Below are 18,688 nucleotides of genomic sequence, written 5' to 3' on the forward strand. Positions count from 1 at the left end.
TGCTGAACACAAGCCGGAAACAACGATTATTCATTTTTTATTTTACCCGTGATGCTGGATGAAGCTCTATGCAACGACTCGTCGCTTCCAATACGTTTCAACAACTTCAGTCCCCGATGACCGTGGGGCATAGTTTCTCGGATTAATTCCGATTATTTAGGATGCAAAATATCAAGATAAATCGATGACGACCATTAGACAAATCCGATTCATCGTGAATTTATCTATATTTAATAATTCAAGTTTGCCGATTTGAATATGCTGAATGCATAGAAAGAGGTTTGTATATCCCTCAATCGATGCTGGCATGAAAGGGATGGCGATCAAGGCGACCACGCCCCCGACCGTTGGCCCGACGATAAATCCGAAGCGCATGAGGGACGCTCCGGATTTGGGAAACTCCTGTTGATGGTGGACGACGTCAAAGGACGCTGATGCGGCGCGAACGCGCGGCGCGTCGGCAATCGGGATACGGGTGATGTCAGCTTGAAACGTGCCGGCTACGGCGTGGCGGACGGTTGAACCGCGGCCCGTGGCCTGGGCGAGCGCGCCGGGTTTTGCGCGGCTTCGCCGGGCGATGAAGAGGGGTGACCGCCGTGACTGCGATGACTGCTGTGAGTATTGCGACTGCCGCGACTGCTGTGATTGCTGCGATTGCTGCGATTGCTGCGATTGCGTGAACGGCTCGAATGGCGAGGACCATTTCCGCTGCGGTTCGCTATCCTGGTCCGTCGTTTTCCGGGGTGTGACGTTTCGATTGTAGCGGGAGTGCGGCGGCTTCGCCTGACGGCATCTCAAGGCTCACGATGTGTCTCGCACGGCTCGGGTTCCGGCTGGTCCTTGACCCAGCGCCAGAACAGCTGGAAGCCGACCGCGAGCATCACGGGGCCGATGAACAGGCCGATCACGCCGCCCGTCACCATGCCGCCGAGCGCGCCGATCAGCACCACCGGCATCGGTACGGCGACGCCGCGCCCAAGCAGCAGCGGCTTGAGCACGTTGTCCGCGAGACCCGCGACGAACACGTAGACCGAGAAGACGATCGTCGCGGTGCTGACCCCTTCGGTGACGATCACGAACACGATGACGGGGATCGTGATCAAGGTCGCGGGCAGTTGCATGATGCCGATCAGCAGCACGACAAGCGCGAGCAGGCCCGCGCCCGGAATGCCCATCACGACGAACGCGACGCCGATCAGCAGCATCTGGATGAACGCGATGCCGACCACGCCCTGCGCGACCGCGCGGATGGTGGCCGTGCACAGGTCGGCGATCTGCGGACCGTTCTCGGGTCCGGAAATGCGCGAGGCAATCAGCACGGCGCTGCGATGTCCCTTCTCGCCGTGCGCCATGAAAATTCCGGCGACGATCAGCGCGAGAAAAAACACCACCAGTCCCGCGCCCAGCCCGGTCACGGTGCCGAGCAGCGCCAGCGCCGCTTCCTTCAGGTGGGGCGCGAATCGGTGCACGAGGCCGGTCAGATCGGTCGACGCCTGCGCCCACGCGTCGTAGAGCCGCTGACCCACCAGCGGCCACGCGGCCACCGATTCGGCCGGCGGTGGAATCCGGAAGTTGCCGCTGCGGAAGATGTCGATTGCGCGCTCGATCGAATTGGCGACCGCGACGCCCAGCGCGTAGGTCGGCACGAGAATGACCGCGAACGCGACGAGGATGATCAGCGTGGCGATCAGGCCGTCTTTTCCGGCCAGCGGTCCTCGTAGTCGGACCTGCAGCGGATAGAGCGTAATCGCGAGGATCAGCGCCCAGATCATCAGATTCAGGAACGGGACGAAAACCCGGAAGCAGAAAATCGCCAGAACCGCCACGAGTCCGGCGCGAATCAGGACGTCGAGCAACTCTCTGGACAATCCTCTTCGGGCAGTGTGCGTGGGCAGCATCGATGTTCTCCTCGCAGTCACCGCAAGGGGTGCCCGCCGGACGACGCGCGTGGTTTGCCGGGAGGCTGGGCGGGCCTGTCGCTCACGCCGGCCACCAGGCTCCGCCGCTCGACCGTCTGGCGCCGCTATCGGACATAGTAGGAGCGCGCGGCCGGTGCGGCCAATTGGACCAAGGTCTTATGTCGCGCGCCGTGCTGTCGTGGGGGTGGCGTGCTCGCAACGCGCTCAGCGCGCCCGCACCGTCCTCGCGTACGACGCGATCATCGTCGCGAACTCCTGCGCGGCGGGCGTCAGCGGAATCGCCGCGCGCTGCAGCAGGCAGACGTTCTGCTCGATCGCGCGCTCGCGCACGGCAATCGTGGTCAGCAGGTCCGCGAACGGTCCGCGTTGCGCGACGACCGACGCTTCGAGCGACAGGCAATCGGTCGCGCCGACCAGATGTAGCGTTTCGTACAGACCCTCGACCGTCGCGACGATCTTCGGCGGCGGCAAGCCGTGGTGTTCGAATAGCTGGCTGAGCCGGTTCACGTGAGGCGCTTCGGTCAGATTTGGCGAGCGCGTCGTCACCCACGGACAATCGACCAGTTCGGCCAGCGACTTCGCGCGCGCCCGCGGATGTCCTTTGCGGCACACGATCACCGGATCGGACGGATAGAGCGGCGTGACTGACAGATCGGCGGTATCGGTCTGCTTCGAGACTAGCCCAACCGCGAAATCGAGCGTGCCTTCGCGGATCCACGAAATCATCATCCGCGACGTGCCGGTGCGCAGATGCACGGCGACGCGCTCGAAGCGCGCGCGAAACTCCATCAGCACCGGCGCGAACGCGTCGACGAGCGGCTCGGTCGTCATGCCGAACGTAACCTCGCCCGCGTAGTCGCCGCGCAGCTGCCGCACGTCCTCTTCGGCGCGCTCGCATTCGCCGAGAATCGCGCCGGCCCGCTGCAGCAGCCGCTGGCCGAGCGCGGTCAGCGCGATGCCGCGATTGGTGCGCGTGAACAGCGTCGCGCCGAGCATCGCCTCGAGGTTCTGCAACTGCTGCGTGATGCCGCTCTGCGCGATGCCGAGCGCGCGCGACGCCGCGCGGATGCTGCCATGCTCGGCGACCGCGGTGAACGCGCGCAACTGGGAAATCGTCAACGCCATGAGGTCGGGACTGGTGATCGGTAAAAGTGATCATGATAGTCCGAATGGGACTTCTTCGAGGCGCTGCGGCAGCCTACGATCTCGCTGTCCCAATCCGCTCCCACCTCGCCTCCCATGAAAACTCCGCTGATGATTCTCTGCGCCGCGCTGACGTTCAGCGGCGGCGCGTTGGCCGCCGACCCGAACACGCTGCGCCTCGGCATCGACCCGACCTATCCGCCGATGGACTCGAAGGCGCCCGACGGCAGCCTCAAGGGCTTCGACGTCGATCTCGGCAACGAAATCTGCCGACGCATCCACGCGCATTGCCAGTGGGTCGAGCTGGAGTTCTCCGGCATGATTCCGGCGCTGCAGGCGCGCAAGATCGACGCGGTGTTGTCGTCGATGGCGATCACCGAGAAGCGCGAGCAGCAGATCCTGTTTTCGTCGAAGCTGTTCCAGTTCAAGTCGCGGCTGATCGCGCGCCAGGGCTCGACGCTCGCGCCGAGCGCCGCCGGGCTCGCCGGCAAGCAGATCGGTGTGCAGTCGGGCACGCAGTTCGAAAGCTATGCGCTGAAGAACTGGACGCCGCTCGGCGCGCACGTGACCGCGTACAAGAGCCAGGACGAAGTGTTCGCCGATCTGCAGAACGGCCGGCTCGACGGCGCGCTGCTCGGCACCGTCGAGGCTGACTACGGCTTCCTGCGCACGCCGGCGGGCAAGGGCTTCGCGTTCGTCGGCGAGCCGCTTTCGATGGGCGATCGCGGCGTCGGCATCGGTTTGCGCAAGGACGAGACCGCCGCGCAGGCGTCGATCAACGCGGCGATCGCGTCGATGCTGAAGGACGGCACGTATGCGCAGATCGCGAAGAAGTACTTCGACTTCGATCCGTACGGCAACTGAGCTGTCGGCCAGACCCGTCGTTCGATTCAGATTCCTAACCTTATTCCTCAGACTCTCCGTTCATGAACAGGCAATCGATCCCGCTTCTGTCGCCGGCTATCGGCACGCATCGCGAGCTGGTGTCGTTTCATTTCGGCCCGACCGACTCCATCGGCGGCGCGCAAAAGATCTATATCCAGGCGTCGCTGCACGCCGATGAAACGCCGGCGATGCTGACCACCGTGCTGCTCAAGCGCCGTCTGCTCGAACTCGAACAGGCCGGCGCGCTGAACGCGCAGATCGTGCTGGTGCCGGTCGCGAATCCGGTCGGGCTCGGGCAGTTCGTGCTGGGGCAGTTCGTCGGCCGTTTCGATCTGGGTAGCGGCAAGAATTTCAATCGCCACTTCGTGCAGTTCTCGAAGCTGGTCGCGCAGGCGAAAGACGCGCTCGGTGCCGACGCGAACGACAACAAACGCATCGTGCGCGAGCTGCTCGCGGCCGAACTCGCGCGGCAAAAGCCGCTGACCGAATTCGAATCGCTGCAACTGGCGCTGCTGAAGCTGTCGTGCGACGCCGACGTGGTGATCGATCTGCACTGCTCGCTCGAAGCGGCGATGCATGTGTACACGAGCGAGGCCGCGTGGTCCGAGTTCGAGCCGCTGTCGCGCTACCTTGGCGCCGAGGCGTCGTTGCTCGCGACGGACTCCGGCGCGGGCGCGTTCGACGAAACTCATAGCCTGCTGTGGTGGACCTTGCAGCAGCAGATGCCGGCGAGCCAGCCGGTGCCGACCGGCTCGATCGCGGTGACGGTGGAATGCCGCGGCCAGCGCGACGTGTCGTACGAAATCGCGCAGCAGGATGCGGACGCGCTCATCGATTATCTGGTGTGGCGCAACGCGATTCGCGGCGATGCAAAACCGTTGCCGCCGCTGTTGTCGCCGGCCACGCCGCTCGCGGGCAGCGAGCAGTTCTATGCGCCAGTGAGCGGAATTCTGGTGCATCGCGCGAAGATCGGCGACACGATCCGGGTCGGTCAGCCGCTGTTCGATATCGTCGATCCGTTGACCGACGAAACCACGACGATCGCGAGCCAGACCGAAGGCGTGCTGTACATGCGGCGCGCGATCCGCTTCGTGACGGCCGGCGCGCCGCTCGGTCGTGTGACCGGCACGCGGCCGGTCAGGACCGGCGTGTTGCTCGGGGCTTGAGCGAAGCGAAGCAGCGGCAGCGTGGCGTAAGCCAGGCCGCCGCGAGCGTGGCCGGCACGCGCCGTGCCGCGACGGTGCCGCCGTTGTGCCGGACTCAGCATGGCAATTCCGTTAAAGCCTCGTCGTACGTTGTTCGCGCGCACCGTCTTCACCCCGCTGCCCTTACTCCTGCCGCGTCACCGCGAGCCACCTCGCGCGCCATCAATTGTGCAGATTTAATCTCTTTCGATTACGAAAAAGCCCAAGCCCGCGCGTGCCTGAAAGTCGATACTCGTCGTCATACTCAACGCGTGTCGGCATGGCCGGCTTTTTGAAGGAGACGGACAAAGTGAGCAAGGCGATCCAGTGGAGCGGGGTGTTTCCCGCCGTCAGCACGCAGTTCAAGCCGGACTTTTCGCTCGACATCGACGCGACGCATCGCGTGATCAGCAACCTCGTGGAGGACGGCGTGTCGGGGCTGGTGGTGTGCGGCACGGTCGGCGAGAACACCTCGCTGAGCACGCCGGAAAAGCTCGCGGTGATCGAGGCCGCGCGCGATGCGGCACGCGGCAAGGTGCCGGTGATCGCGGGCGTCGCCGAGTTCACGACCGAGTTCGCGCGGCAGACGGTACGCGAAGCGGCGCGCGTCGGCGTCGACGGCGTGATGGTGATGCCGGCGCTCGTCTATTCCGCGAAGCCGCACGAAACCGCCGCGCATTTTCGCGCGGTCGCGACCAGCACCGATCTGCCGGTGATGGTCTACAACAACCCGCCGATCTACAAGAATGACGTCACGCCGGACGTGCTGATCGCGTTGCAGGACTGCGAGAACATCGTCTGCTTCAAGGATTCGTCGGGCGATACGCGGCGCTTCATCGATCTGCGCAACGCGGTGGGCGATCGCTTCGTGCTGTTCGCGGGCCTCGACGACGTGGTGGTCGAGAGCATCGCGGTCGGCGCGCAGGGTTGGGTGTCGGGCATGTCGAACGCGTTCCCGAAAGAAGGCGAGACGCTGTTTCGCCTCGCCACGCAAAAGCGCTTCGACGAAGCGTTGTCGCTATACCGCTGGTTCATGCCGCTGCTGCATCTCGACGCGCGGCCCGATCTCGTGCAATGCATCAAGCTGTGCGAGGAAATGCTCGGGCGCGGCAGCGCGGTTACGCGGCCGCCGCGTCTCGCGCTGCAAGTCGACACGCTCGCGGAAGTGAAGGACATCGTGGCGAAGGCGCTCGCCACGCGGCCGGTGCTGCCCGACGTCGGTCTTTGAGCACCGGACCTTGATGTTGCTGCAACGAGCCTCGTCTGCCGAAACAGACGAGGCTCGCTTTCTCTAACGCCCGCGCGTCGCTCAGCTCGCCGTCAGCACCGGCGCAACCGCCGCCGGATCGCTGATGCTCGGCCGGCCGTTCTCGACGTGACCGGCGAAGCGGCGCGAGAAGCTCGCGTCGTCGCTGCTCGTCACCGTCAGGTCGTACCAGTGATGGCTCGACGCGAGCACCCAGCCTTCCTCGAGATGCGCGTTGGCCGGCACCAGCACGCTGCGTGGATGCGCGCCGTACGCGTTGTCGGTCACGCTCAGACGCGCGACGTTGCCGCCGCTGTTGGTGAACTTCAGGAACACGTTGCCGTTCGCGACGTCGTATTGCGCGGTCACTTCCGGCTGCGCCGGCGTGCCGTGACCGTGGCCCATCACGTGACCGTTCTGCGTGCCTTGCGTATTCGCCTGCGTATTCGCCTGGGTGTTGCCCGCGAATTTACGCACGAAGCCGTTCGGGCCGAACACTTCGAACGCGTACACGCCGTTCGTCGTGCTCAGATCGAAGCTGTCGCTGAGCGACTTGCCGGCTTCGACGGTGTAGCGCCACGGGCCATCGGTGCGGTTCGTCGCGTACACGTAGAAGTGCGCGCCCTGATGGCCGGTATTGCCGATCGAGATCGTGAACGTGTTCTTGTGCACGTCCGCCGCGCCGTTCACGTGCACCTCGTACGGCAACGCGCGCGCGAAACGGATGCCGGCTTCCTGCGCATCGACCGGAGTCGGCGTGGCGGGCACGGTCGGCTTCGGCTGCGTCGCGCATTGATTGTCGGCGATGCTCTTGTAGTTGCTGGTGTCGGGCAGCGCGGGCATCTTCGAGTCCGGCGTGCGGAAGTCGAAGGCCGTGGTCAGGTCGCCGCACACCGCGCGACGCCATGAGGTGATGTTCGGCTCATGCACGCCGAAACGCGTCTCGATGAAGCGGATCACCGACGTGTGATCGAACACCTGCGAGCACACGAAGCCGCCCTTGGTCCACGGCGACACGATCGTCATCGGCACGCGCGGGCCGAGGCCGTACGGATAGCCGTCGGCGGTATAGCTGCCGCCGCGCTGCGGGTTGACGACGTTGTGAATCTCGCCGTCGGTCGTCACCGTCGACTTGCCTTGCGCGGCCGTGGTCGGCGGTTGCGGCGGCACCATGTGATCGAAGAAGCCGTCGTTCTCGTCATACATGATGAAGAGCACGGTCTTGCTCCACACCTCGGGGTTCGAGGTCAGCGCATCGAGAATCTGCGACGTGTATTCGGCGCCGTACGCGGGCGTGTATTGCGGATGCTCCGAGTATGCGGCCGGCGGGCACAGCCACGACACCTGCGGCAGCCTGTTCGCGAGCACGTCGGCCTTCAGATCGTCGATCGTGCGCACGGTCTGCGCGCGCTCGTAGAGCGGCGAGCCCGGCTGCGCGTTGATGAAGTTCGTGAAGTTCTGCAGGATGTTGGTGCCGTAGTTGCCGTTCAGCGGATCGGCGCCGGTCAGGCCCTGCTGATAGATCTGCCACGAAATGCCCGCGGCCTGCAGACGCTCCGGATACGTGGTCCACGACAGCAGCTGATAGTTCGGCGGACCGTCGCCGTCGACCCAGTCGTTGTTGTCGAGCAGCGGGCCGCCGAAGTTGCCGGTCGGGTCGACCGTGCCGGTCATCAGATACGAGCGGTTCGGGTGCGTCGGTCCCGGCAGCGAGCAGAAGTACGCATCGCAAATCGTGAACGCATCGGCGAGCGCGTAATGGAACGGGATGTCGCTACGCAGGTGGTAGCCCATCGTCATGTCGGTCTTGTTGGCGGGCCACTGGTCGTAGCGGCCGCCGTCGATCGCATACTGGGTCTTGTACCACGAGTGATCGAGATCGCCGACGCATTGCGCGCTGGTCGTCGCGGTGTTCAGATGAAACGGCAACACCGGCTTCGTCGGGTCTTCCTTCGACGGCTGATTCCACACCGGCAGACCGCTCGGCAGCGGAATCGGGAAGCGGTCGTTGTAGCCGCGCACGCCGCGCATATGGCCGAAGTAGTGGTCGAACGAGCGGTTCTCCTGCATGAACACGACGATGTGCTCGACATCGTTGATCGTGCCGGTGCGCGAGAACGCCGGGACGGCCAGCGCATTGCGGATCGATTCGGGCAATGCGGTCATCGCGGCGGCGGCGCCCGCGGATGAAGCCACGGTTTGCAGGAAACGGCGACGGCTAGTTGAGGTCATTGAATATCACCTTCTGCGTAAGGGAAGAATAGCGCGTGTCGACGCGCGGGGAGGGAGCGATTCCGTTATGGATTGCTGACTAGTTATTCGCGCTGTCGCCGGGCGCGTAGCGCATCACCGGGGCGATCTGCTGGCTGTCGGCCGCGAGATTGGCCTGCATGTTCTGCGCGATCGGATCGGACGCCGCGAGCGCGGGGTTGGCGCTGTTGTTGCCGACGCTGCTGGCGTTGCCGATTGTCGGCGCGGAGGCATCGAGAATCGCTGCTGCTGCGGTTGCCGGTGGTTGCGCCGCGTCGTTCGCGGCAGGGGCCGTGGTCGATGCGTTGCTCGCGGGAGGCGTGTCGTCCGCGCCGCAACCGTTCAACGTTATCGTGGCAAGCGCGAGCAAGGCCGCGCTCGCGATGCACCTGGTTGTTCTCATGTCTTCTGCATCCGGTTCGGTGAAAGCGGGTGCAGTCTCCATTCCTTTCAAGAAATAATTGTGAAACGTTTGCGAGCGGCATAACTTTCGATAATTCGTCAGTTAGCCGAAAGAAAATGGAAAGTAATGGGAAGGTCAATGTTCATCGCAATGCCATTTACGCTATGGTTTGCGCATGACGATTTCGCACGAGTACGTTCAGATGACATGTATCGAATCACCGCTCGACCTCGCCCGACTCGAAGACGAATGGTTCGAAGCGGACGGCTTCGGCGGCTTTGCGTCGGGCACGGTCGGCATGTTGCGCACGCGGCGCTATCACGCGTTGCTGCTTGCGGCGACGCGCGCGCCGGGCGGCCGCATGGTGCTGGTCAACGGCATCGAGGCGTGGGTCGAGGCGGGCGGGCAGCGCTATCCGCTGACGATGCAACGCTACGCGCCCGAGGTGATCTATCCGGACTTGCGCGGCAGTCTCGTGAGTTTCGACACGACACCGTGGCCGACGTGGCGCATCCGGCTCGATTCGCAAGCGACGGTGATCGCCGACGTGTTCGTCGGCAAGACGACGGGCGAAACGGTGTTGCGCTGGCGGCTCGAAGGCGGCAATGGTCTTGACGCGCCGATGCTGAAGGTCAGGCCGCTACTGTCGGGCCGCGATTATCATGCGCTGCACCATGAGAACCCCGCGTTCGACTTCACCGCGCAGGTCAGCGTCGACCGTTCGTGCGCGAGCTGGCAACCGTATCGCGGGCTGCCGGTCGTGCAGGCGGCGACTACCGGCGGCTACACGCATGCGCCGGACTGGTATCGCCACTTCCGCTACGTGCGCGAGCAGGAGCGCGGCCTCGACTGCGATGAAGATCTTGCCACGCCCGGCGTATTCAGCTTCGATTTCGCGCGAGGCGAAGCGGTGATGATTCTCAGCGCGTCGGTCACGTCAGGCACGCCGGCCACGGCAGGTGTCAGCGACACGACCCGAACCGCCGCTCAAACCGCCGCCCGCGCCACTGACCTCGCCACCACGGAACGTGAGCGCCGCGCCGCGCTCGGCTCGCGCCTGCAACGTTCCGCCGATGCCTACGTGGTCACCCGCAACGAAGGCCGCACGATCCTCGCGGGCTTTCCGTGGTTCACCGACTGGGGCCGCGACACCTTCATCGCGATGCGCGGCTTGCTGATCGCGTCGAATCGCCTCGACGACGCCGAAGCGATCCTGCTCGAATGGTCGGGCACGCTGTCCGACGGCATGTTGCCGAACCGCTTCCCCGACTATGGCGACGCGCCCGAATACAACTCGGTCGACGCATCGTTGTGGTTCGTCGTCGCGGTTCACGACTATCTGGCGACGCGCCATGCGAGCGACGCGACCCGCGCGCATCTGCAGCAGGCCGCCGAAGCGATCCTCACCGGCTACACCAACGGCACGCGCTTCGGCATCGGCGTCTGCACCGACGACGGCCTGCTGCGCGCCGGCATCCCCGGCGTGCAACTGACGTGGATGGACGCGAAGGTCGGCGACTGGGTCGTCACGCCGCGCATCGGCAAACCGGTCGAGGTGCAGGCGCTGTGGATCAACGCGCTGCGCATCGCGTCGGCATGGAACCCGCAGTGGCGCGAGCCGGCCGAACGCGCGACGCTCGCGTTCCGCCAGCGCTTCGTCGATGTCGATACCCAGGCGCTGTTCGACAACGTCGACGTCGATCACGTGGCGGGCCGGGTGGATCGCGCGGTTCGGCCGAACCAGATCTTCGCGGTCGGCGGACTGCCTTTTCCACTGCTCGAAGGCGCGGCGGCGCGCGCGGTGGTGAGCCAGGTCGAAGCGCAACTGCTGACGCCGCTCGGCTTGCGCTCGCTCGCGCCGTCCGATTCCGCGTATCGAGGACACTACGGCGGCGCGCCGCTCGAACGCGATGGCGCCTATCATCAGGGCACCGTGTGGTTGTGGCTGATCGGCCCGTTCGTCGAAGCATGGCTGCGGGTCAATGGTGCCACTAGCGAAAACGTCGCGCAGGCGCGTGCGCGTTTTCTCGCGCCGCTCTACGCGCATCTCGATCGCGCGGGCCTCGATCATCTGTCCGAGATCGCCGACGGCGACGCGCCGCATGCGCCCGCCGGCACACCGTTCCAGGCGTGGTCGCTTGGCGAATTGCTGCGCGTCGAGAGTCTGCTGGCGCGCGTCGAGCACGGCGGCGCGTAAACCGCGCTACGATGTGGGTCCCACCGCCAGGCCTGCTGCAAGGACGTCCTCATGCCACCGCTGCGCGCTGCCAACCTGCTTGCCACCATCGAAGGGACCCGGCTGCATTCGGCCGACTGCGGCCACTGGCAGCGCTGGGGACCGTATCTGAGCGAACGCCAGTGGGGCACCGTGCGCGAGGACTACAGCGCGCACGGCACCGCGTGGGACTCGTTTCCGCACGACCACGCGCGCAGCCGCGCTTATCGCTGGGGCGAGGACGGCATCGCCGGTTTCGGCGACGACCGCCTGAGCTGGTGCGTGTCGCTCGCGCTGTGGAACCGCCACGACCCGATCATCAAGGAGCGGCTGTTCGGCCTGACGAACTCGCAGGGCAATCACGGCGAGGACGTGAAGGAGCTGTACTTCTATCTCGACGGCACGCCGACGCATTCGTATATGCGAATGCTGTACAAGTACCCGCACGCGGCCTATCCGTATCAGGACCTGATCGACGAAAACGCGCGGCGCGGCGGCGATATGCCGGAGTACGAAATTCTCGATACCGGCGTGTTCGACGATGCGCGCTATTTCGACGTGCTGGTCGAATACGCGAAGCACACGCCCGACGACATCGTGATGCGCGTGACGATCGAGAATCGCGCGGACCAGGCGGCGTCGCTCGACGTGTTGCCGCAAATCTGGGCGCGCAATTCGTGGTCGTGGAAGGAGAATAAGGACAAGCCGAGGCTCGTCGCGGGCACCGATCATGACGGCGTGGTGCGGCTGCTTGGTCATCACCATGTGCACGAACCGATCGTCGTGACCGCATGGTCGCCCGATGCGCCGCAACTCGCGTGGCTGTTCTGCGAGAACGACACCAACGTGAAGCGGCTGTTCGGCACGGACGGCGCGGGACCGTTCAAGGACGGCTTCAACGATTACCTCGCGCAGGGCGACGCGAACGCGATTCGCCACGACGCGGGCACCAAGGCCGGCGCGCACGCAGCGCTCGAACTCGGCCCGCACGCGCGCGCGGTCGTCTATCTGCGCTGGCATCCGCAAGCGGCCACCGACGAAACGCCATTCGACGCCGACGCGGTGATCGCGCGCCGTCTCGCCGAAGCCGACGAGTTCTATCGCGCGTTGCAGCACGAAATGCCCGATCCCGATGCGCGTCTCGTGCAGCGTCAGGCGCTCGCCGGCATGCTGTGGTCGAAGCAGTACTACCAGTACGACGTGCAGCGCTGGCTCGACGGCGATCCGCTGCAGCCGAGCCCACCCGCTGAGCGCAGGCAGGGCCGCAACGCGGACTGGCGGCATCTGTGCAACGCCGACATCGTGTCGATGCCGGACAAGTGGGAGTACCCGTGGTACGCGTCGTGGGACCTCGCGTTTCATGCGGCCGCGTTTGCGCTGATCGATCCGGCGTTCGCGAAGAAGCAACTGCTGCTGCTCGTGAAAGACCGCTATCAGCATCCGAACGGCCAGCTGCCCGCGTACGAATGGGCGCTCGGCGATGCCAATCCGCCGGTGCATGCATGGGCCGCGTGGCGCGTGTACGAGATCGATCGCGCGTTGACCGGCAAGGCCGACCGCGATTTCCTCGAACTCGTTTTTCACAAGCTGCTGCTGAATTTTTCGTGGTGGGTGAACCGCAAGGACGCCGACGGCCACAATATTTTTCAGGGCGGTTTTCTCGGCCTCGACAACGTCGGCATCTTCGATCGCTCGTCGCCGCTGCCGACCGGCGGCCACATCGATCAGGCCGACGGCACCGCGTGGATGGCCGCGTACGCGCTCGACCTGATGCGCATCGCGCTCGAACTCGCGTACGCGAACCATGTGTTCGTCGATATCGGCGTGAAGTTCTTCGAGCACTTCCTGTACATCGCGGAAGCGGTGAGTTGCGACGACGGCTGCGACACCGGCCTGTGGGACAGCCAGGACGAATTCTTCTACGACAAGCTGCGTCTGCCCGACGGCGGCAATGTGCCGATGCGCGTGCGCTCGATCGTCGGGCTGATTCCGCTGTTCGCGGTGCACGTGCTCGAAGAGCGTCTGCATGGCGGCTTGCCCGGACTGCGCGAGCGGCTCGTGTGGTTTCTCGAACATCGGCCCGATCTCGCGAAGCTGGTGTCGCGCTGGAACGAGCCCGGCAAGGGCAACGCGTTGCTGCTGTCGCTGCTGCGCGGGCATCGAATGAAGGCATTGTTACGGCGTGCGCTCGACGAAAGCGAATTTCTTTCCGATCACGGCGTGCGCGCGTTGTCGCGTTGCCATCGCGATCATCCGTTCGTGTTCGAGCACAACGGCAACAGCTTCTGCGTGAAGTACCTGCCGGCCGAATCCGACACGCGGGTGTTCGGCGGCAATTCGAACTGGCGTGGGCCAGTGTGGATGCCGGTCAACTATCTGCTGATCGAATCGCTGTATGAATTTCATCGCTATTACGGCGACGATTTTCGCGTCGAGTATCCGACCGGCTCGGGCCAGCAGTTCTCGCTCAGCGAAATCGCCGACAAACTCGCGCGCCGCGCGACCACGCTGTTCCTGAAGAACGGCGACGGCGAGCGGCCGGTGATGGGCGCATATCCGCTGTTGCAGGCGGACCCGCTCTCGCGGGACCTGATCCTGTTCCACGAATACTTTCATGGCGATAACGGGCGCGGGGTCGGCGCATCGCACCAGACCGGCTGGACCGGGCTCGTTGCGTTGCTGCTGCAGCCGCGTGCGATGGCAGCGTCGGGGAACGTGCCGCTGGCGGGTGAAGCACAGGCGCAGGCGCCGATTCCGACCGGCGCTGCTGCGACCACTTCCGCTGCGGCGGCAGCACCTGCATCGGTGGCGGTGACGGCGTCGGTGAATGAGCCGGCTGCCGCGTCGCTCGCGGCCACGACGACGAAATAGCACACGCTCATGCGCTCGCGCGAAGTGACGCACGCGAACGCGATTGAACTGTGTGGCGCCGCGCGCGGTCTTTCACGTATCGCCACGCCATTCCCGTGGCTTGCCAAGGTCCAAGTGAATCCTATGTCGACTACACCGAATCCCCCCGCTTCTTCCGCCCAGACCGGCGCCACGCCCGCACCGAGTTGCAAGGTCAGCGCAAGTCCGCACGATGCGTTGCCGTCGCCGGCCGGCAAAAAGCCGGCGCCGCCGTGCACGCTGGTGATCTTCGGCGCGGGCGGCGACCTGACCAAACGTCTGCTGATGCCGGCGCTCTACAACCTCGCGGTCGACGGCCTGCTCGACGACGGCATGAAGATTGTCGGCGTCAATCACGGCGAGCGCGAAACCAGCCAGTGGGTCGACGATCTGCATACCGCGCTGCAACAGTTCGCCGCCGACAAGGCCAGCACCTTCCACGCCGGCAAGCTCGACGACAACGCGTGGAACTGGGTCGCGCAGCGGCTCGAATACATGGCCGGCGAATTCGAAACCGACGACACGTTCGCGAAGCTCAAGCAGAAGCTCGATCGGCAGCCGGGCGGCAATGTGATCTTCTATCTCGCGGTCGGCGCGCGCTTTTTCAAACCGATCTCCGAACGTCTCGGCAAGGCCGGTTTGCTGAAGGAAAGCGATGACGGCAAGGGCGGTTTTCGCCGTCTCGTGATCGAGAAGCCGTTCGGCACCGATCTCGCGTCGGCGCGCGATCTGAACGCGCATATCCTGCAGTACGCGAGCGAATCGCAGATCTATCGCATCGATCATTTTCTCGGCAAGGACACCGTGCAGAGCATCCTCGCGGTGCGCTTCGCGAATGCGCTGTTCGAGCCGATCTGGCGGCGCGAGTACATCGACAGCGTGCAGATCACGGCGGCGGAGACGATCGGCGTTGAAGGGCGCGGCCGGTTTTACGAGCAGACCGGCGCGTTTCGCGACATGGTGCCGAACCATCTGTTCCAGCTGCTCGGCATGGTCGCGATGGAGCCGCCGAATTCGTTCGACGCCGAAGCCGTGCGCGACAAGAAGGCCGACCTGTTCGACGCGATCCAGCCGCTCACGCCTGAGGACGTCGTGTTCGGCCAGTACGAAAAGGGTCCGGCCGGCATCGGCTATCGCGAGGAGCCGGACGTCGCGGTGGATAGCGCAACGGAAACCTATGCGGCGGCGCGCGTGTTCGTCGAGAACTGGCGCTGGGCCGGCGTGCCGTTTTATCTGCGCACCGGCAAGCGGCTCGCCGCGCGCCGCACCGAAATTTCGGTGCAGCTGAAGCCGGTGCCGTTTCGCCTGTTCCGCGACACGCCGGTCGATGCGTTGACGCCGAATGTGCTGACCTTGCGCATCGATCCCGCGCACGGCACGAGCTTCGACTTCAACGTGAAGACGCCGGGGCCGGTGATGCAGATCGGCGCGGTGAAGTCGTCGTTCGATTACAACGACTTCTTCGCGGAGCACGCGAACGTCGGCTACGAGACGCTGCTGTACGACTGCATGCTCGGCGACGAAACGTTGTTCCAGCGCGCCGACAGCATCGAGACGAGCTGGCGCGCGGTCGACGACGTGCTGCATCCGAAGGGCGGCGGCGCAGTCGCGGTGCACGGTTATGCGGCGGGCAGCGAAGGGCCGGCCGAAGCCGATGCGCTGCTCGCGCGCGACGGACACGCATGGCGGCCGCTGCAACAGGCCGCGCCGCGCAGCAAGGCATAGCAACACCTACGCAATCACATTCACGCAACCGCATTCGCACACATTCAGGGGACACCGTGGCCACACGCAAGACGAGCGCAGTACCGCGCAAGACCGGCAAGCCGGGCGCAGCAAAACCGGGAGCAGCAAAACCGGCCGCGGCAAAGCGGAGCGCAGCGCGCAGCAGCGCCGAACACATTCTCGCGATCGACGTCGGCGGCACCGGCCTGAAGGCCGCGATCATCGACGCCGACGGCAACATGAAGACCGAACGCGTACGCGTGGCGACGCCGCATCCGTGCACGCCGGATCAACTGGTGGATGCGCTGGCGACGCTGGTTGCGCCGCTCGTCGAGCAGGCGCGGCCGACGCTGATGTCGATCGGCTTTCCGGGCGTGGTGCGCGACAACCGCATCCTGACCGCGCCGCATTTCGGCGTCGAAGGCTGGCACGACATTCCGCTCGCGGACACGCTCGCGCAGCGCCTCGGCGGCCTGCCGGTGCGCATGATCAACGATGCGGAGATGCAGGGCTTCGCGGCGATCGAAGGACATGGCCTCGAATTCGTGCTGACGCTCGGCACGGGCGCGGGCACCGCGATGTTCCGCGACGGCGAGTTGATGCCGCATCTCGAACTCGCGCATCATCCGGTCAGCAAGAAGGGCGTCGCGTACGACGAATACATCGGCGATGCCGCGCGCGAGAAGATCGGCAACAAGCGCTGGAACCGGCGCGTCGAGAAGGTGATCGGCATTCTGGATTCGCTCGTCAACTACGACAAGCTGTGGATCGGCGGCGGCAACGCGGCGCGTCTGAAGTTCGAGCTGCCGCCGCACGTCGCGACCGTGTCGAACGATGCAGGGATCGAGGGCGGCGCGCGTCTGTGGCATCCGCTGTCGGTGCGCGAGACGCGGCAGTTTCCGGAGGCGATGGAGAAGACGGGGCGGTTTAAGGTGAAGTGAGGGGGCTGATTGCGCGCGGTGACTAATTTAGGTGTGGCTTCTGGGCGAGGCCATCCTCTTCGCCCATTACTTTCGCGCCCGGTCTAATGGCCGGCCTCGGTCGTATTCGCTTGCAGGCGGAACGTCTTGCCGTCGAACACGTAATAGTGGGTTCCGTGTTCGTTACTTTCGTTGCGGCTGCCATGTACGATAAGCAAGCAACTGTCGGCTCGATACGCCAGAGGCTCGGTAATATTTATCGGCCAATCGGAAACCGAAAACGGCAAGGATATGACGCGGCCTGAGTTCGCATCGATAGCTGCAGCCATCACGCATCCGGCGCCACAACCCCAGGTAGCGAGAACGTAGTGACCTGCGAAGTTGACAGGTCCCTTTGCCGAATCAAAAATAGTAGCGGCGTATTTTCGTGCTTTCGCATCCGTGAAAGTCAGGCGCGGCACAGCAGCGTGCATCGATTCAACAGCGACGGAGCAATCTTCAAATTTGGGGAGCGATTTCGCATAGGCCAAACTGGATGCAGCCCCGAGCATTAATGTGGAAAAGAGCCAGGATGAAACTCGCATTGTTTTAATACCAGTGGTGTTGCTGCCAGAATGCTCTGGCCATATGTGCGGAGTGGTAACGACCGTAAATGTAATGTATACCGCCTTGGCATTCTTCCTTCGCATTACCGAACGATGCCTCTCCTCGGGGGTTCAAGCTGTATTGCGCGCGTAGCAATTGAAACAGGCCGCGTGCGGTCGAACTTCCATTGCGGGCATCGACGATACCACTGGACTCCTGAGCCATGATCCATAGTAGGTCGTTGAGATCTGAGTCTGGAACACGTTCGATGCGCATGGCGTCTCTCAGCGCGTTCTGAACCGTACGGGGCACAATGCTCGTCGATTTCTCGTTCCATCGTTGCGGCGCAGGTTTCGTAGGACGGTGCGAGTGAGCATGATTTGTAGGCATGCAAATGATCCTGAGTTTGTAGAGACGGGGTGTACGAGAGGAAACAGTCAATCGTGTAGGAGAGCTAGTTGTTTGTACCGAATAGCTCCATGTGAAATATGCCGTCTATTCCGTCTCAAAACAATGCTGCCGTGATGGTTACGGTATGTGCTGCAATAAGGTGCACTAATCACTAGGACTTGGCTTACGGCCGACGTTTTTTAGGCCACATACTAATAAATGCTGCTGTGACGTTTCTTTCAACAGGCCCTCCCGGCCCGGAGACCAACCATGCCCAACCTCAACCTGAACCTCGCCCGGCGCCTGCTCTCCGTCGTCACCTGCGCGCTGCTCGCGTACGCGAGCGCGTACGCGTACGCGGTGCAGGCGTTCACCGTGACTGCCACAGGCCTTGCCGACGGCGGCACGCTCGATTCGAGCCATGCGGCGAGCGCCAATAATTGCGGTGGCGGCGACGTGTCGCCGGCGTTGCAGTGGCATAACGTGCCGGCCGGCACGAAGAGTTTCGCGGTGGTGATCACCGATCCCGATGGCGCGAAGGGCCTCGGCGTCGTGCACTGGATCGTCTACGGCATCGCGCCGACGGCGTCCGGACTCGCGGCGGGCGAGGCCGCGCCGGCGGGCAGCGTCGCGGGCACGAACAGTACCGGCGGCACCGGTTATCACGGGCCGTGTCCGCCGGTCGGTGAAGTACCGCATCACTACGTGGTGCAGGTCTATGCGCTCGATCTGCCGCCCGACGCGTTGCCGGCCGGCCTGACACGCGACGCGTTCTTCTCCGCGGTCAAGGGTCATGTGCTCGCGGCGACGAGCACGGTGTTGCGATACGGGCGTTGAAGATTGCTGCGCGCGGTTGACGTAACGAGTAACCAGTAACGCGCTGCAAGCCCCTCGTTAGCGCCGCAGCCGCGTCAATGACGCGGCTCGCAGCTCA

The 18,688-nt window shown here is 64.4% G+C and carries 15 protein-coding genes; 8 read left to right on the forward strand and 7 right to left on the reverse strand.

Annotated elements, in window-relative coordinates:
* Window positions 1-171: 171 nt before the first annotated feature.
* The 3 genes from HHL14_RS27985 to HHL14_RS27995 all read right to left on the reverse strand — a co-directional run bounded on the left by HHL14_RS27985 (window position 172) and on the right by HHL14_RS27995 (window position 3,044).
* A complete protein-coding gene (locus tag HHL14_RS27985; protein WP_169500847.1) occupies window positions 172-798 on the reverse strand; it encodes a hypothetical protein in 627 nt (208 codons plus the stop codon).
* Window positions 795-1,898 carry an AI-2E family transporter gene (locus tag HHL14_RS27990; protein WP_169500848.1) on the reverse strand — a complete coding sequence of 368 codons (1,104 nt, stop codon included), beginning with the start codon at window positions 1,896-1,898 and terminating at the stop codon, window positions 795-797. The genes HHL14_RS27985 and HHL14_RS27990 overlap by 4 nt, the downstream gene beginning before the upstream one ends.
* A 225-nt stretch (window positions 1,899-2,123) precedes the next feature.
* A complete protein-coding gene (locus HHL14_RS27995) occupies window positions 2,124-3,044 on the reverse strand; it encodes a LysR substrate-binding domain-containing protein (protein ID WP_169500849.1) in 921 nt (306 codons plus the stop codon).
* 114 nt (window positions 3,045-3,158) lie between these two features.
* On the opposite strand from HHL14_RS27995, the gene HHL14_RS28000 reads away from it, so the two are divergent.
* From HHL14_RS28000 to HHL14_RS28010, 3 genes are all read left to right on the forward strand, one after another.
* Window positions 3,159-3,926 (forward strand): transporter substrate-binding domain-containing protein, encoded by a 768-nt coding sequence (locus HHL14_RS28000; RefSeq protein WP_169500850.1) that lies wholly within the window; start codon window positions 3,159-3,161, stop codon window positions 3,924-3,926.
* A gap of 62 nt (window positions 3,927-3,988) precedes the next feature.
* Window positions 3,989-5,113, forward strand: coding sequence for a succinylglutamate desuccinylase/aspartoacylase family protein (locus HHL14_RS28005; protein ID WP_169500851.1), 1,125 nt, complete (start codon window positions 3,989-3,991; stop codon window positions 5,111-5,113).
* 298 nt (window positions 5,114-5,411) lie between these two features.
* Window positions 5,412-6,359 (forward strand): dihydrodipicolinate synthase family protein, encoded by a 948-nt coding sequence (locus HHL14_RS28010; RefSeq protein WP_169500852.1) that lies wholly within the window; start codon window positions 5,412-5,414, stop codon window positions 6,357-6,359.
* A gap of 81 nt (window positions 6,360-6,440) precedes the next feature.
* On the opposite strand, the gene HHL14_RS28015 is transcribed toward HHL14_RS28010, so the two are convergent.
* Both HHL14_RS28015 and HHL14_RS28020 read right to left on the reverse strand, forming a co-directional pair.
* Window positions 6,441-8,609, reverse strand: a complete 2,169-nt coding sequence (locus tag HHL14_RS28015) for a phosphocholine-specific phospholipase C (protein ID WP_169500853.1) — start codon at window positions 8,607-8,609, stop codon at window positions 6,441-6,443.
* A gap of 79 nt (window positions 8,610-8,688) precedes the next feature.
* The gene (locus tag HHL14_RS28020) at window positions 8,689-9,030 is read right to left on the reverse strand and encodes a hypothetical protein (protein ID WP_169500854.1); all 342 of its coding nucleotides are present in this window, start codon (window positions 9,028-9,030) and stop codon (window positions 8,689-8,691) included.
* Between the two features lie 202 nt (window positions 9,031-9,232).
* On the opposite strand from HHL14_RS28020, the gene HHL14_RS28025 reads away from it, so the two are divergent.
* The 4 genes from HHL14_RS28025 to HHL14_RS28040 all read left to right on the forward strand — a co-directional run bounded on the left by HHL14_RS28025 (window position 9,233) and on the right by HHL14_RS28040 (window position 16,800).
* Complete coding sequence (locus HHL14_RS28025) at window positions 9,233-11,227, forward strand: amylo-alpha-1,6-glucosidase (protein WP_169500855.1); 1,995 nt, start codon at window positions 9,233-9,235, stop codon at window positions 11,225-11,227.
* A 51-nt stretch (window positions 11,228-11,278) separates the two neighbouring features.
* Complete coding sequence (locus HHL14_RS28030) at window positions 11,279-14,116, forward strand: MGH1-like glycoside hydrolase domain-containing protein (protein WP_169500856.1); 2,838 nt, start codon at window positions 11,279-11,281, stop codon at window positions 14,114-14,116.
* A 123-nt stretch (window positions 14,117-14,239) separates the two neighbouring features.
* Complete coding sequence (gene zwf, locus HHL14_RS28035; protein WP_169500857.1) at window positions 14,240-15,859, forward strand: glucose-6-phosphate dehydrogenase; 1,620 nt, start codon at window positions 14,240-14,242, stop codon at window positions 15,857-15,859.
* 176 nt (window positions 15,860-16,035) lie between these two features.
* Entirely contained in the window at window positions 16,036-16,800 is a 765-nt protein-coding gene (locus HHL14_RS28040; protein ID WP_169500920.1) for an ROK family protein, read from the forward strand.
* Window positions 16,801-16,883: 83 nt separating this feature from the next.
* On the opposite strand, the gene HHL14_RS28045 is transcribed toward HHL14_RS28040, so the two are convergent.
* Window positions 16,884-17,468: a hypothetical protein gene (locus HHL14_RS28045; protein WP_169500858.1), complete on the reverse strand. Its 585-nt coding sequence runs from the start codon at window positions 17,466-17,468 to the stop codon at window positions 16,884-16,886.
* Window positions 17,368-17,754, reverse strand: a complete 387-nt coding sequence (locus HHL14_RS34120; RefSeq protein ID WP_456238715.1) for an aggregation-promoting factor C-terminal-like domain-containing protein — start codon at window positions 17,752-17,754, stop codon at window positions 17,368-17,370. Before HHL14_RS34120 ends, HHL14_RS28045 begins: the two co-directional genes overlap by 101 nt.
* A gap of 270 nt (window positions 17,755-18,024) precedes the next feature.
* On the opposite strand from HHL14_RS34120, the gene HHL14_RS28050 reads away from it, so the two are divergent.
* A complete protein-coding gene (locus tag HHL14_RS28050; RefSeq protein WP_169500859.1) occupies window positions 18,025-18,591 on the forward strand; it encodes a YbhB/YbcL family Raf kinase inhibitor-like protein in 567 nt (188 codons plus the stop codon).
* The last annotated feature ends 97 nt before the right edge of the window (window positions 18,592-18,688 follow it).

Origin of the sequence: Paraburkholderia antibiotica (genome assembly GCF_012927125.1) — a bacterium.
Classification (GTDB): domain Bacteria; phylum Pseudomonadota; class Gammaproteobacteria; order Burkholderiales; family Burkholderiaceae; genus Paraburkholderia; species Paraburkholderia antibiotica.